The organism is Protaetiibacter larvae (assembly GCF_008365275.1).
In the GTDB taxonomy this organism is placed as follows: Bacteria; Actinomycetota; Actinomycetes; order Actinomycetales; family Microbacteriaceae; genus Homoserinibacter; species Homoserinibacter larvae.
In genome coordinates, this window is the sequence record NZ_CP043504.1 from 2,266,291 (window position 1) to 2,279,447 (window position 13,157).

The 13,157-nt window shown below is 70.7% G+C and carries 14 protein-coding genes; 8 read left to right on the forward strand and 6 right to left on the reverse strand.

The annotated features are described in order from the left end of the window. Positions 1-22: 22 nt before the first annotated feature. Positions 23-745, forward strand: a complete 723-nt coding sequence (locus FLP23_RS10670) for a FadR/GntR family transcriptional regulator (RefSeq protein ID WP_149325845.1) — start codon at positions 23-25, stop codon at positions 743-745. 69 nt (positions 746-814) lie between these two features. Here FLP23_RS10670 and FLP23_RS10675 read toward each other — a convergent pair whose 3' ends face one another. From FLP23_RS10675 to FLP23_RS10690, 4 genes are all read right to left on the reverse strand, one after another. Beyond that, positions 815-1,801: an ABC transporter substrate-binding protein gene (locus FLP23_RS10675; protein ID WP_149325846.1), complete on the reverse strand. Its 987-nt coding sequence runs from the start codon at positions 1,799-1,801 to the stop codon at positions 815-817. Between the two features lie 85 nt (positions 1,802-1,886). Continuing rightward, positions 1,887-2,909, reverse strand: a complete 1,023-nt coding sequence (locus FLP23_RS10680; RefSeq protein WP_149325847.1) for an ABC transporter permease — start codon at positions 2,907-2,909, stop codon at positions 1,887-1,889. After that, entirely contained in the window at positions 2,906-4,426 is a 1,521-nt protein-coding gene (locus FLP23_RS10685) for a sugar ABC transporter ATP-binding protein (protein WP_149325848.1), read from the reverse strand. The genes FLP23_RS10680 and FLP23_RS10685 overlap by 4 nt, the downstream gene beginning before the upstream one ends. Further along, entirely contained in the window at positions 4,423-5,721 is a 1,299-nt protein-coding gene (locus tag FLP23_RS10690; protein ID WP_149325849.1) for an enolase C-terminal domain-like protein, read from the reverse strand. The genes FLP23_RS10685 and FLP23_RS10690 overlap by 4 nt, the downstream gene beginning before the upstream one ends. 126 nt (positions 5,722-5,847) lie before the next feature. Here FLP23_RS10690 and FLP23_RS10695 point away from each other — a divergent pair, with 126 nt between their 5' ends. From FLP23_RS10695 to FLP23_RS10715, 5 genes are read left to right on the forward strand one after another with little or no spacing between them, the layout of a single operon-like run. Next, positions 5,848-6,852, forward strand: a complete 1,005-nt coding sequence (locus FLP23_RS10695; RefSeq protein WP_246139969.1) for an aldo/keto reductase — start codon at positions 5,848-5,850, stop codon at positions 6,850-6,852. Continuing rightward, positions 6,849-7,739 carry an amidohydrolase family protein gene (locus tag FLP23_RS10700; RefSeq protein ID WP_149325850.1) on the forward strand — a complete coding sequence of 297 codons (891 nt, stop codon included), beginning with the start codon at positions 6,849-6,851 and terminating at the stop codon, positions 7,737-7,739. Before FLP23_RS10695 ends, FLP23_RS10700 begins: the two co-directional genes overlap by 4 nt. Before the next feature lie 10 nt (positions 7,740-7,749). Further along, positions 7,750-8,604: a fumarylacetoacetate hydrolase family protein gene (locus FLP23_RS10705; RefSeq protein WP_149325851.1), complete on the forward strand. Its 855-nt coding sequence runs from the start codon at positions 7,750-7,752 to the stop codon at positions 8,602-8,604. Continuing rightward, a complete protein-coding gene (locus FLP23_RS10710; protein WP_149325852.1) occupies positions 8,601-9,362 on the forward strand; it encodes an SDR family NAD(P)-dependent oxidoreductase in 762 nt (253 codons plus the stop codon). Before FLP23_RS10705 ends, FLP23_RS10710 begins: the two co-directional genes overlap by 4 nt. Next, complete coding sequence (locus tag FLP23_RS10715) at positions 9,362-9,685, forward strand: L-rhamnose mutarotase (RefSeq protein WP_149325853.1); 324 nt, start codon at positions 9,362-9,364, stop codon at positions 9,683-9,685. Before FLP23_RS10710 ends, FLP23_RS10715 begins: the two co-directional genes overlap by 1 nt. Before the next feature lie 46 nt (positions 9,686-9,731). On the opposite strand, the gene FLP23_RS10720 is transcribed toward FLP23_RS10715, so the two are convergent. Together FLP23_RS10720 and FLP23_RS10725 are read right to left on the reverse strand one after the other, a co-directional pair. Further along, positions 9,732-9,959, reverse strand: a complete 228-nt coding sequence (locus tag FLP23_RS10720; RefSeq protein WP_149325854.1) for a zf-HC2 domain-containing protein — start codon at positions 9,957-9,959, stop codon at positions 9,732-9,734. Then, positions 9,956-10,573: a sigma-70 family RNA polymerase sigma factor gene (locus FLP23_RS10725; RefSeq protein WP_149325855.1), complete on the reverse strand. Its 618-nt coding sequence runs from the start codon at positions 10,571-10,573 to the stop codon at positions 9,956-9,958. The genes FLP23_RS10720 and FLP23_RS10725 overlap by 4 nt, the downstream gene beginning before the upstream one ends. Before the next feature lie 121 nt (positions 10,574-10,694). Between FLP23_RS10725 and aroA the strand changes: the two genes are divergently transcribed. Together aroA and rsgA are read left to right on the forward strand one after the other, a co-directional pair. After that, positions 10,695-12,128, forward strand: a complete 1,434-nt coding sequence (aroA, locus tag FLP23_RS10730; protein ID WP_149325856.1) for a 3-phosphoshikimate 1-carboxyvinyltransferase — start codon at positions 10,695-10,697, stop codon at positions 12,126-12,128. Then, positions 12,125-13,150, forward strand: coding sequence for a ribosome small subunit-dependent GTPase A (gene rsgA / locus FLP23_RS10735; protein ID WP_149325857.1), 1,026 nt, complete (start codon positions 12,125-12,127; stop codon positions 13,148-13,150). Before aroA ends, rsgA begins: the two co-directional genes overlap by 4 nt. Positions 13,151-13,157: the final 7 nt, after the last annotated feature.

Here is a 13,157-nt window from a genome sequence, read left to right on the forward strand (position 1 = left end):
GCGGATCCCGGAGGAGACCACCATGGCGGTGACCGACAGCGCGATCCTCCGGATCCGCGAGATGATCCTGAACGGCGAGCTCGCGCCGGGGATGCGCCTTCCCCCCGAGAAGGAGCTGAGCGAGCGCCTCGGGCTCTCGCGCAGCTCGATGCGCGAGGCCGTGAAGGCGCTCGAGGTGATCCGGGTGCTGGATGTGCGCCAAGGCGACGGCACCTATGTCACGAGCCTCGAACCGCGCCTGCTGCTGGAGGCCCTGTCGTTCGTGATCGACCTGCACAGCGACGACTCGATCCTCGAGATGTTCGCGGTGCGCCGCATCCTGGAGTCCGAGGCCGTCGCGATGGCGGCGGCCCGCATCGACGAGGACACGATCGCCCACCTGCGCTCCCTCACGGCGTCGGTCGACGACTCGACCGACATCGAGGGTCTCGTGGCCCACGACCTGGAGTTCCACCAGGCGATCGTGCAGGCCGCCGGGAACGGCTATCTGGCGACGCTGCTCGAGTCCCTCTCGAGCCACACGGTGCGCGCCCGGATCTGGCGCGGCCTCACGCAGGAGAACGCCGTCGCGCGCACCCTCGCCGAGCACGAGAGCCTCGTGGCCGCGCTGGAGCGACGCGACGCGCGCCTCGCGGCGAGCCTCGCCCACGTGCACATCGCCGGCGTCGAGCAGTGGCTCGCGAGCTGGGCGGAGGACGAGCTGGAGCCGGCCGAGGCCGACGCGGTCGAGCCCGCCGAGGAGTGAACCCCGCTCCCCCGGAACGACGAAGACCCCCCGGCGGAACCTGCCGGGGGGTCTCGTCATCCCTGGGTGTTACTTGTAGAGGACGGCCTGGATCTTCGGGTCGTCGATGTTGTTCTTGTCGTACCAGTAGAAGCCGGTGTCGATCGACTTCGGAACCGAGCGGCCGTTGATGGCGTCGACGGCGGCCTTGACGGTCTCGTAGCCGATGCCGACCGGGTTCTGGGTGATCGCGCCGAGCATCAGGCCGGAGCGGATGGCGTCCATCTGAGCCTGACCGGAGTCGAAGCCGATGACGGTGAGCGCCTCGGGCGAGATGCCGAGCTCCTTGACGCCCTGCACGACACCGATGGCCGAGCCCTCGTTCGAGCCGTAGATGCCCTTGAGGTCGGGGTTCGCCGCGAGGATCGACTTCGCGATGTCGGCCGACTTGGCCTGGTCGCCGCCGCCGTACTGGATGTCGACGATCTCGATGTTCGGCTCGTTGTCCTCGATATAGCTCACGAAACCGTCACGACGCTGCTGGCCGGTGAGGCTGGTCTGGTCGTGGACGACGAGCGCGATCTTGCCCTCGTGGCCGATCGCCTCGGCCATGTGCTTGGCGGCCTCGGCCGCGGCGGCGAGGTTGTCGGTCGCGGCGGTCGTGATCGGGATGTCGCTGTCGACACCCGAGTCGAAGGCGATGACCGGGATGTTGGCGTCCTTCGCCTGCTGCAGCAGCGGGCCGGCGGCCTGGCTGTCGAGCGCGGCGAAGCCGATCGCGGCGGGACCCTTGTCGAGCGCCGTCTGCAGCTGCTGGATCTGCTGGTCGACGTCGGCCTCGGTGTCGGGACCCTCGAAGCTGATCTCGACGTCGAACTCCTCGGCGGCCTGCTCGGCACCCGCCTTGACGGCCTGCCAGAACTGGTGCTGGAAGCCCTTGGAGATGATCGCGATGTAGGGCTTCTTGTCGGGATCGGAGCTGGCGCCACCGCCGTTGCCGCCATCGTTGGCGCAACCGCTGAGCGCGAGCGAGAACGCCGCCGCGGCGACGATGCCCGTCAACAATCTCTTCTTCATGGGAGTGGTGACCTTTCTTGGTCGGTTGGGTGGTGCGTTGGGTTGGGTGGTGAGGAGGTGGTGCAGGACTACGGGACGGTGAGGCTCAGGATCCGCTGCGGCGACGACGCAGCATGTCGAGGTAGACGGCGACGAGGATGACGCAGCCGACGGCGACCGACTGCCACTCCTGCGGGACGGAGATGATCCGCAGGCCGTTGGTCAGCACGGCCATGATGAGCGCGCCGATGACGGTGCCGATGATGGATCCCTTGCCGCCCTGCAGCGAGGTGCCGCCGATGACGACCGCCGCGATGGCCTCGAGCTCGAGGCCCATGCCGCCGGTCGGCTGGGCCGAGCTGAGGCGCGAGGCGGACAGCACGCCGGCGAGGCCGACGAAGAGGCCCGAGAGCGTGTAGATGATGATCTTCCAGCGCCGCACGTTGAGGCCCGAGAGCGCCGTGGCGGCCTCGTTGCTGCCGATCGAGAAGGCGTAGCGCCCCACGATGGTGCGCGACAGCAGCACCGCCGCGACGACGATCATGACGATGAAGATCGCGACACCGAGCGGGAAGCGTCCGCCCGGGATGATCGACAGGTTCATGATGTTGGCGAAGTCGGGGTGGTTCGGGAAGTAGATCGGCTTGGTGCCCGCGATGACGAGCGAGAGCCCGGCCGAGACGAGCATCATCGCGAGGGTGGCGATGAACGGCGGCAGTCCGAGGATCGACACGTTGACGCCGTTGATGAGACCGATGAGGCCGCCGAACAGCACGGCGCCGATGACGCCCGCCCAGATCGGCCAACCCCAGTAGGTGAGGAACACGCCCGTCATGACGCCGCACAGCACCATGCCGGTGCCGATCGAGAGGTCGATGCCGCCCGTGATGATGACGAAGGTCGTGCCGAGGGCGAGCATGCCGGTCACGGTCGCGGCGGTCAGGATCGACACGAGGTTGTTGACCGTGAAGAAGTGCTCGCTCGCGAGCGAGAAGAACAGCACGATGAGCAGCAGGCTCGCGAAGGCGAGCAGTTGCTGCAGCGACCCGCGCAGTCCGGCGAGGCGCGTGCGCGCCTGTCCGGAGTCGGCGGTCGCCGGCTGCGAGACCTGGGATGGGGTCGTGGTCACGATGCGATGGTCCCTTCGGCGCTGAAGCGGGTGGCGTGGTGCATGATGTTCTCCTGCGTGGCGTCGACGTTGTCGAGGATGGCGGTCAGGCGGCCCTCGGCCATCACCGCGATGCGGTGGGAGAGCCGCAGCACCTCGGGCAGTTCGGAGGAGATCATGATGATCGCCTTGCCCTGGGCGGCGAGCTCGTTCAGGAGCCCGTAGATCTCCTCTTTCGCCCCCACGTCGATGCCTCGGGTCGGCTCGTCGAAGATGAGCACGTCGCAGTCGCGGACGAGCCATTTCGCGATGACCGTCTTCTGCTGGTTGCCGCCGGAGAGGTTGCGCACGAGCTGCGTCGTGGACGGCGTCTTGATGCGCAGGCGGGAGACGTACTCGCGACCGGTCTGCTCGATGCGGCGGTCGTCCATGAAGCCGAGGCGGTTGGCGTAGCCGGCGAGCGCCGAGAGCACGATGTTCTCGCGCACGTCGCGGTCGAGCAGCACACCGAGCTGCTTGCGGTCCTCGGAGAGGTAGCCGATGCCGAGACGCGCGGCCTCCGCGGGGTTGCGGATCGACACCGGCACCCCGCCCACGAGGATCTCGCCGGCGTCCTTCCGGTCGGCCCCAACGATCGCCCGCGCGACCTCGGTGCGTCCGGCGCCCATGAGACCCGCGAAGCCGAGGATCTCGCCGCGACGCACCGAGAAGCTCACGTCGTCGAGCAGCGCCCGCGTGCTGAGGCCGCGGACCTCGAGCGCCGGCTCGCCTGCGGGGACCACGGTCGTGGGGCGCTGCTCGCCCGAGAGCTCGCGGCCGACCATGAGCGAGATGATCTGCGAACTGGGGGTGCCCTTCGTGGGGAGGGTGTCGACGTAGCGTCCGTCGCGCAGCACCGTCACGCGGTCGCTGATCTGGTCGAGCTCGTGCATGCGGTGCGAGATGTAGATGACGCCCGTCTGGTCCGTCGTGAACCGGCGGATGAGGCCGAACAGGGTCTCCACCTCGGCGTCGTTGAGGGCGGCGGTCGGCTCGTCCATGATGAGCACGCGCGCCTGATAGCTGAGGGCCTTCGCGATCTCCACCATCTGCTGGCGCGCGACCGTCAGCTCGCCGACGCGCGTGCGCGGGTCGAGCGAGAGGCCGAGCCGTTCGAAGAGCTCCGCGGCACGGCGGTTGAGCACCCGATCCGACTGGAAGATGCCCGCGGTGCGCTGCTCGCGCCCGATGAAGATGTTCTGCGCGACCGTGAGGTCGGGCATGAGGTTGAACTCCTGGTGGATGATCGAGATCCCCAGCTCCTGCGCGTGCCGCGGCGAGGCGGGCGCGAAGGGGACCCCGTCGAGCAGGAACTCGCCCTCGTCGGGCGTGTAGATGCCCGAGAGCAGCTTCATGAGGGTCGACTTGCCCGCGCCGTTCTCACCGACGACGGCGAGCACCTCGCCGAACCGCAGCTCGAGGTCGACGCCGTCGAGCGCCTGGACCCCCGGGAAGCCCTTGCGGGCTCCGCGGATCTCGAGAAGGGGTGCTCTGGTCACGCGGTCACCCGATCCGCTGCCGTGACGGAGTAGTGCTCGCGGCTGGCGGCGAGCATCTCGGCGCCGCTGCCCGGCGTGAGCGGCGCGAGATAGCGTCCGCCCTCGATGACGACGGGGGTGACGAAGTGCTCGTGCAGGTGGTCGACGAACTCGATGTAGCGCCCATCCTCCGAGCCTGACACGGCCACGACGTCGAACATGGACAGGTGCTGGACGACCTCGCACAGCCCCACGCCGCCCGCGTGCGGGCACACCGGGACGCCGAACTTGGCGGCGAGCAGCAGGATCGCGATGTTCTCGTTGACGCCTGCGACGCGCGTCGCGTCGATCTGCACGATCTGGGCGGCATCCGCCTGCAGGAACTGCTTGAACATGACGCGGTTCGCCATGTGCTCGCCGGTCGCCACCGGGATCGGCGCGACACCGCGCGCGATGGCGGCATGCCCGAGAACGTCGTCGGGGTTGGTGGGCTCCTCGATCCAGGCCACGTCGTAGGGGGCGAGCTCGCTCATCCAGTCGATCGCGGCCGCGACATCCCAGCGCTGGTTCGCGTCGACCGCGATCCGGATGTCGGGACCGACCGCCTCGCGGGCGAGCGCGAGCCGGCGCACGTCGTCGGCGACGTCGCCGCCGACCTTGAGCTTGATCTGACGGAAGCCGCTCGCGACGGCCTCGTGCGAGAGACGCACGAGCTTGGCGTCGTCGTAGCCGAGCCAGCCGGGGGTGGTCGTGTAGGCGGGATACCCGCTGGCCAGCAAGGCTGCCTCGCGGGCGGCGCGGCCGGGCTCGGCGCGACGCAGGATCTCGAGCGCCTCCTCGGGGGTGAGCGCGTCGCTCAGGTAGCGGAAGTCGACGAGCGAGACGAGCTCCTCGGGGCTCATCCGTCCCAGCAGCTGCCACAGCGGCAGGCCGGCGCGCTTGGCCTTGAGGTCCCACATGGCGTTGACGACGGCGCCGATCGCCATGTGCATGATGCCCTTCTCGGGGCCGAGCCAGCGCAGCTGCGAGTCGTAGACGAGCGAGCGGCTGAAGGCGCCCATGTCGTCGAGGATCTCCTCGACGTCGCGCCCGATGAGCTGCAGGCCGAGGTCGCGGATCGCGACGAGCTGCACGTCGTTGCCGCGGCCGATCGTGAACACGAAACCGTGGCCCTCCAGGCCGTCGGACGCATCCGTCGCCACCCGCAGGTAGGCGGCCGAATAGTCCGGATCCGGATTCATCGCGTCGGAACCATCCAGCATGGTCGACGTCGGAAATCGGATGTCTGCGGTCTCGATCCCGACGATCGTGCTCACGTGACCTCCCTTGGTCGTCGCTGAAGACTAAACATCAGATGTCTGGGATGTCAATTCGCCGCTCCGAATGAGATTTCCCCGCGGAACGAGTGGAGTTCTCGGATGTATTGATCTAACCTGCCACCCGTGCACCAACACGACGGCGTGATCACGACGCACCCCGCTCCCCGCGATCTGGCGATCAGCCGGCTCGGCCTGGGAGCGGCCCAATTCGGCAACCTGTACCGCGAAACCGACCTCGAAACGACCCGGGACGCGGTCGCCGCCGCCTGGGATGCGGGCATCCGCTACTTCGACACCGCACCGCACTACGGGCTCGGGCTCTCGGAGGAGCGACTGGGCGAGGTCCTGCGCGACTACCCGCGCGAGGAGTACCTGGTCTCCACCAAGGTGGGTCGGCTCATCGTGCCGAGCCCCGAGACCGCCGATCGTCAGGACGACCAGGGTTTCGCCGTGCCCGCCGACCGTCGCCGCGAGTGGGACTTCAGCCGGGACGGCGTGTGGCGCTCCCTCGACGAGAGCCTCACCCGGCTCGGCCTCGACCACGTCGACATCGCCTACCTGCACGACCCCGACGACCACTGGGAGGCCGCATCGACCACCGGCGTGCAGGCCCTCGTCGAGCTGCGCGAGCAGGGAGTCGTCCGGGCGATCGGCGCCGGCATGAACCAGAGCGCCATGCTCGCCGAGTTCGTGCGCCGCGGCGAACTCGACCTCGTCATGCTCGCCGGGCGGCTCACCCTGCTCGACCCGGACGCGCTCGACGAGCTCATCCCGCTCACCGTGCAGCACGGGGTCGGCGTCATCGCGGTCGGCGTCTACAACTCCGGCATCCTCTCCACCGATCGCCCCACCCCCGACGCGCACTTCAACTACGCACCCGCCTCGCGGGAACTCATCGAGCGTGCGGGCCGGATCGCCGAGGTGTGCGAGCGCCACGGGGTCAGCCTCCCGGCGGCCGCCGTCGCCTACCCGCTGCGGGCGCCGTCCGTCGTCTCGGTCGTGCTCGGGATGCGCACCGCCGAGCAGGTGCGTGAGAACGTCGCGCGCGCCACCCAGGAGATCCCCGAGGAACTGTGGACGGAGCTCGCCGAGCTGGGCCTCGCCACCGACCCCGCAGGACGGGCATGACCCGCACCGACGCCCACGTCCACGTGTGGGATCTCGCCGCCGCCGAGTACCCGTGGCTCGGCCCCGGACTCGCACCGCTCGACCGCGACCACCAGCTCGGGGAGCTGCTGCCGAGCCTCGACGCGGCCCGCATCGCGGGCATCGTGCTCGTGCAGGCGGCCGACAACGACGCCGACACCGCGCACATGCTCGCCGTGGCCGACACGGAACCGCGGGTCGTCGGCATCGTCGGCTGGCTGCCCCTCGATCGGCCCGACGAGGTCGCGCGACGTCTCGACGCCGGCCTCGACCCGCGCATCGTCGGCATCCGGGCGCTCATCCACGACATGGCGGACGGCGACTGGATCCTGCGCCCCGAGGTGTCGCGCTCTCTCGCGCTGCTCGCCGAGGCGCGGCTCAGCTACGACGTCGTCACCGCGGGGCCCGCCGCGCTCGCGCTCGTGCCCGAACTGGCGCGGCGTCACCCCGAGCTCAGCCTCGTGATCGACCACCTCGGCAAACCGCCGATCGACGCGGATGCCGACACGCTCGCCGAATGGCGCGCACTGCTCGCCGACGCCGCGGCCTTCCCGCGGGTCGCCGCCAAGCTGTCGGGGCTCACCGCCTCGATCGGCCCCGCCGACGCGTGGACCCACGCACAGGTCGAGGGCGCCGTCGACACCGCGCTCGAGCTGTTCGGGGTCGACCGTGTGCTGTTCGGCGGCGACTGGCCCGTCTCGAAGCTCGCCGGCGGGTACACCCGAACCCACGCCGCCGTCGACGCGGCGCTCGCACGGCTCAGCCCCGCCGAGACCGACGCCATCCGGGGCGGCACCGCTGCGCGGGTCTACCGCATCCCCGCCGACCGCCTCGCCGCCGCCCGCGCGGCATCCGATTTCCCCGCATGAGAGGACACCCATGAGATTCGCCCGCCTCGGACCCGCCGGTCAGGAGCTGCCCGTCATCGTCGATGACGCCGGCCGCAGCTTCGACCTGCGCGCCCTCACCGCCGACCTCGACGGCGCCTTCCTCGCCGCCGACGGCCTCGCCGCCGCCGAGCGCGCGCTCGCCGAGGGCACGCTCCCGGAACTCGGCGACGCCGACGCGCTGCGCTTCGGCCCGCCCGTCGCCCCGCCCGGCAAGATCGTCTGCATCGGCCTCAACTACCGCGATCACGCGGAGGAGACCCACGCCGAGATCCCGGCCGAGCCGATCATCTTCATGAAGGACCCGTCGACGCTCGTGGGCGCCTTCGACGAGGTGCTCATCCCCCGGGGCTCCGTGAAGACCGACTGGGAGGTGGAGCTCGGCGTGGTCATCGGCAGCACCGCGCGCTATCTGGAGGACGACGACGCGGCGCGTGCCGTTATCGCCGGGTATGCGGTGTCGCACGACGTGTCGGAGCGCGAGTTCCAGCTCGAGCGCGGCGGCCAGTGGGACAAGGGCAAGAGCTGCGAGACCTTCAACCCCTTCGGGCCGTACCTCGTGCCGGCGAGCGATGTCGCCGACCCGCAGAATCTGCGCCTCCGCCTCGACGTCAACGGCATCACCCGGCAGGACGGCACGACGGCCGACATGATCTTCCCCGTGCTCGAGGTGGTGCGCTACCTCTCGCAGTTCATGGTGCTGCGCCCCGGCGACATCATCAACACGGGCACCCCTGCGGGCGTCGCCCTCGGGATGCCGGACCACCCCTACCTGCGGGCGGGCGACGTGGTCGAGCTCTCCATCGAAGGTCTCGGCTCGGCGCGTCAGACGCTGGTGCAGGCATGAGCGCCCAGGACTTCGCGGGGCTCACCGCGATCGTCACCGGCGGTGCCGCGGGCATCGGACTTGCGACCGCGACCCTGCTCGCCGAGCGCGGCGCCCGCGTCGCCGTGTTCGACCGCGACGTCAGCACGGTCGCCGAGCCGTTCATCGGCATCCAGGCGGATGTCACCGACCGCGCCTCCGTCGACGCGGGCGTCGCCCGCGCCGCCGAACTGCTCGGCGGCATCGACATCGTCATCAACAACGCCGGCATCGGCGCGATCGGCAACGTGGAGGCCAACGACGACGCCGAGTGGGCGCGCGTGCTCGACGTCAACGTCGTGGGCATCGCGCGGGTCACCCGTGCCGCACTGCCCTGGCTGCGCACCTCGCAGGCGGCCGCGATCGTCAACACCTGCTCGATCGCGGCGCTCAACGGCCTGCCGGACCGCGCGCTGTACTCGGCATCCAAGGGGGCCGTCTACGCGCTCACCCTCGCGATGGCGACCGACCACGTGCGGGAAGGCATCCGCGTCAACTGCGTGAGCCCCGGCACCGTCGGCACCGCGTGGGTCGACCGGCTGCTCGAGAAGGCCGAGAACCCGGACGCCGAGCGGGCCGCGCTCGAGGCGCGCCAGGCGATCGGGCGGCTCGTGGCGCCGGAGGAGGTCGCGAACGCGATCGCCTACCTCGCGAGCCCACTCGCCGGCTCGACGACCGGCACCGCGCTCGACGTCGACGGCGGGGTCAGCCACCTGCGGGTGCGACCCGTCACGAGCTGATGCGCCGCGTCGCCTCCGTCATCGGGCTGCCCGAAGGCGGGGCCGCGGAGTACGAGGAACTGCACGCGGCGGTCTGGGCGAGCGTGGTCGCTCAGATCGCCGCGAGCAACATCCGCAACTACTCGATCTACCGCTACGGCGAGCTGCTGTTCTCGTACTTCGAGTACGTGGGCGAGGACTACGAGGCCGACATGGCCGCGATGGCGGCGGATCCCGAGACCCAGCGCTGGTGGGAGCTGTGCGAGCCGCTGCAGCGTCCGGTGCCCGAGCGGGCGCCCGGCGAGTGGTGGCACGAGCTGCCCGAGGTGTTCCACGCCGACTAGGTGATCTCGATACACCGCGCTTCGCGCGGCACTCGATCAGCGGGGTTCAGCGGTCGAGGGACTCCAGGATCTGCTGCCGGAGGGCGTCGGGGGTCTTCTCCTGGCAGGCGCGCTGCACCTTCTGGGTGAGGGTCAACCCCACGAGGTGCTCGGTGGAGCAGTCCTCGCAGTTGTCGAGGTGCTCCTGCACGTCGGCGAGATCCTGCTCGCTCAGCTCGCGGTGCAGGAACTCCTCGAGCTCGGCCTTGGCCTTGTCGCAGCCGCAATCGGTCATGTCGTGCTCCTGGGAGACGGGTCCGCGGCGGTGTAGCCACGCTCGCGGGCGTAATCGGCGAGACGTTCGCGCAGCAGGCGGCGTCCGCGGTGGAGTCGGCTCATCACGGTGCCGACGGGGGTCTTCATGATGTCGGCGATCTCCTGGTAGGAGAAGCCCTCGACATCGGCCAGGTACACCGCGAGGCGGAAGTCCTCGGGGATCGACTGCAACGCTTCCTTGACATCCGAGTCGGGAAGGTGATCGATCGCCTCGGCCTCGGCGGAGCGCGTCGAGCGGCCCTGCGTGACCGACTCGGCCGAGCCGAGCTGCCAGTCCTCGAGCTCGTCGATGGTGCCCTGGTAGGGATTGCGCTGATTCTTGCGATAGCTGTTGATATAGGTGTTGGTGAGGATCCGGTACAGCCACGCCTTGAGGTTGGTGCCCTGCTCGAAACTGCGGAACGCCGCGAACGCCTTCGCGTAGGTCTCCTGCACGAGGTCGCCCGCATCGGCCGGGTTGCGCGTCATGCGCATCGCGGCAGCATAGAGCTGGTCCATGAAGGGGATCGCCTGCTCGGTGAAGAGCCCCCGGAGCTCGTCGGGGGTCGACTCGGGGCGCACGGTCTCGTCCATCGGCCACGAGTCTAGTTCGCGGGTTCCGAGGCCTTCCGGCGCGGCCGTCGCGTCGAGCACCAGCACGCTCCACTCCGTCCCGCCCCGGACGGGGCACTACCCTTGTCAACCGATGGGCTTCATGAGGTATTCCGAGCGGGACGCGTTGATCCCGGAGGTCCCGGTGCCGTCCGCGGACCCGGTGCTCGAGGCGACGCATTCGCGTGCCACAGGCGGAGCGCCCGCTGCGTGGACCGCGCCGCTCGCCACCGGACCGCTGTCGGCACGCCTCACCCTCCCCGGCTCGAAGAGCCTCACCAACCGCGAGCTCGTGCTGGCGGCCCTCGCCGACGGCCCCTCGACCCTGCGCCGGCCGCTGCATTCGCGGGACAGCGCGCTCATGATCGAAGGGCTGCGCAATCTCGGGGTGGGGATCGAGGAGATTCCCGGTGACGGCGAGTTCGGCCCCGACCTGCGGGTCACCCCGGGCGAGCTGCACGGTTCCTCGATCGACGGCGGCCTCGCGGGCACCGTGATGCGCTTCCTGCCGATCGTCGCCGCCCTCGCGCTCGGCCCCACGAGCGTCGACGGCGACCCCTACGCGCGCAAGCGGCCCATGGCGACCACGATCGAGGCCCTCCGTGGCCTCGGGATCGAGGTGAGCGACGACGGACGCGGCACGATGCCGTTCACGCTGCACGGCACCGGCGAGGTGGCGGGGGGCGAGCTCGCGATCGACGCGTCGGCGTCGAGCCAGTTCGTGTCGGGCCTGCTGCTCGCGGCCCCGCGCTTCCGGAACGGCCTCACCCTGCGGCACACGGGTGAGCGCCTGCCGAGCCTCCCCCACATCCGCATGACGATCGAGTGCCTCGCGGCGCGCGGGGTGCGCGTCGAGGAGCCGGAGCCCGGGGTGTGGGTGGTCGCGCCGCAGCCGATCCGCGCGCTCGATGTGCAGATCGAGCCCGACCTGTCGAACGCCGGGCCGTTCCTCGCGGCCGCGCTGCTGGCGGGCGGCACCGTCACGGTGGGCGGATGGCCGACCGAGACCACGCAGGTCGGCGACGAACTGCTGCGCATCCTGCCGCGACTGGGGGCGACCGTCACGCGCGACGGCGAGCGGGTGACGATCGACGGCGGTGTCGGCGTGCGGGGCGGGGCGCCGGTCCGGGCGGTGGATCTCGACCTGGCGATCGGCGGCGAGCTCGCGCCCCCCATCGCCACCCTGCTCGCCTTCGCCGACGGCACGAGTCGCATCACCGGGATCGGGCACCTGCGCGGGCATGAGACCGACCGCCTCGCCGCGCTCGCGACCGAGATCGGGCGGCTGGGCGGCGAGGTCGTCGAGTTCGACGACGGGCTCGAGATCCGTCCGCGCCCCCTCCACGGCGGCGCCTGGGAGGCATATGCCGATCACCGCATGGCCACCGCGGGCGCGCTCGCGGGGCTCGTGGTGCCGGAGGTGACGGTCGACGACATCGGCTGCACCGCGAAGACGCTCCCCGAGTTCCCCGAACTGTGGGATCGGCTCCTCGACCGCGACCCGCACGCCACGCGCTGGGAGTCGCTGCCTCTGTGAGCTGGCTCAGCGACGACGAGGAACCCGAGGGCTTCGACGCCTGGGACGAGTCGGACGTGCGGGTGCGGCCGAACCCGAAGGGCAACCGGCCGCGCACCAAGATCCGCCCGAGCCACGAGGGCGCCGTCGACGGCCGGGTGCTCTCGGTCGACCGCGGGCGCTACACGGTGCTCGTCGACGAGGACGGCGAGCATGAGCGCAGCATCACGGCGACCCGGGCGCGCGAACTGCGCGACCAGGCGATCGTGACCGGCGACCGCGTGGACCTCGTGGGCGATGCCTCGGGTGAGACAGGAACGCTCGCCCGGATCGTGCGCATCCAGCCGCGCACGACCCTGCTGCGGCGGAGCGCCGACGACACCGACGAGGTGGAGCGGGTGATCGTGGCGAACGCCGACCAGCTCATGGTGGTCGTCGCGGCCGCCGATCCGGAGCCCCGCCCTCGGCTCGTGGACCGGTATCTGGTCGCCGCGTACGACGCGGGCATCCAGCCGCTCATCGTCATCACCAAGACCGACCTCGCCGACCCGGGACCGTTCCTCGCGAACTTCGCGGCGCTCGAGGTGCCCGTCGTGCGCAGCGCGCGGGGAGCCTGGCCGCTCGACGAGCTCGCGCCGCTGCTCGCCGGCCACACGACGGTCGCGGTCGGGCATTCGGGGGTCGGCAAGTCGACCCTCGTCAACGAGCTCGTGCCGGGCACCGATCGGGCCACCGGTGCCGTCAACGCGGTCACGGGACGCGGACGCCACACCTCCTCCTCGACCGTGTCGCTGCGGGTGCCGAGCGGCGGCTGGATCATCGACACCCCGGGGGTGCGCTCCTTCGGCCTGGGCCACGTGGATCCCGCCAACATCCTGCGGGGCTTCCCCGACCTGGCGGCGGTCGCCGAGGACTGCCCCCGCGGCTGCACCCACCTCGCCGACGCCCCCGACTGCGCCCTCAACGAGGCGGTCGAGCGCGGCACCCTCGACGCCGCCCGCGTCGACTCGTTGCAGCGCCTGCTGTCCTCTTTGGCCGGGTAGGCTTCGC

Bases quoted from the DNA above. Each gene is read 5' to 3' on its own strand.
- FLP23_RS10670 (WP_149325845.1), top strand. From the start codon at position 23: ATGGCGGTGACCGACAGCGCGATCCTCCGGATCCGCGAGATGATCCTG.
- FLP23_RS10675 (WP_149325846.1), bottom strand. From the start codon at position 1,801: ATGAAGAAGAGATTGTTGACGGGCATCGTCGCCGCGGCGGCGTTCTCG.
- FLP23_RS10700 (WP_149325850.1), top strand. From the start codon at position 6,849: ATGACCCGCACCGACGCCCACGTCCACGTGTGGGATCTCGCCGCCGCC.
- FLP23_RS10705 (WP_149325851.1), top strand. From the start codon at position 7,750: ATGAGATTCGCCCGCCTCGGACCCGCCGGTCAGGAGCTGCCCGTCATC.
- FLP23_RS10710 (WP_149325852.1), top strand. From the start codon at position 8,601: ATGAGCGCCCAGGACTTCGCGGGGCTCACCGCGATCGTCACCGGCGGT.
- FLP23_RS10715 (WP_149325853.1), top strand. From the start codon at position 9,362: ATGCGCCGCGTCGCCTCCGTCATCGGGCTGCCCGAAGGCGGGGCCGCG.
- FLP23_RS10720 (WP_149325854.1), bottom strand. From the start codon at position 9,959: ATGACCGATTGCGGCTGCGACAAGGCCAAGGCCGAGCTCGAGGAGTTC.
- FLP23_RS10725 (WP_149325855.1), bottom strand. From the start codon at position 10,573: ATGGACGAGACCGTGCGCCCCGAGTCGACCCCCGACGAGCTCCGGGGG.
- aroA (WP_149325856.1), top strand. From the start codon at position 10,695: ATGAGGTATTCCGAGCGGGACGCGTTGATCCCGGAGGTCCCGGTGCCG.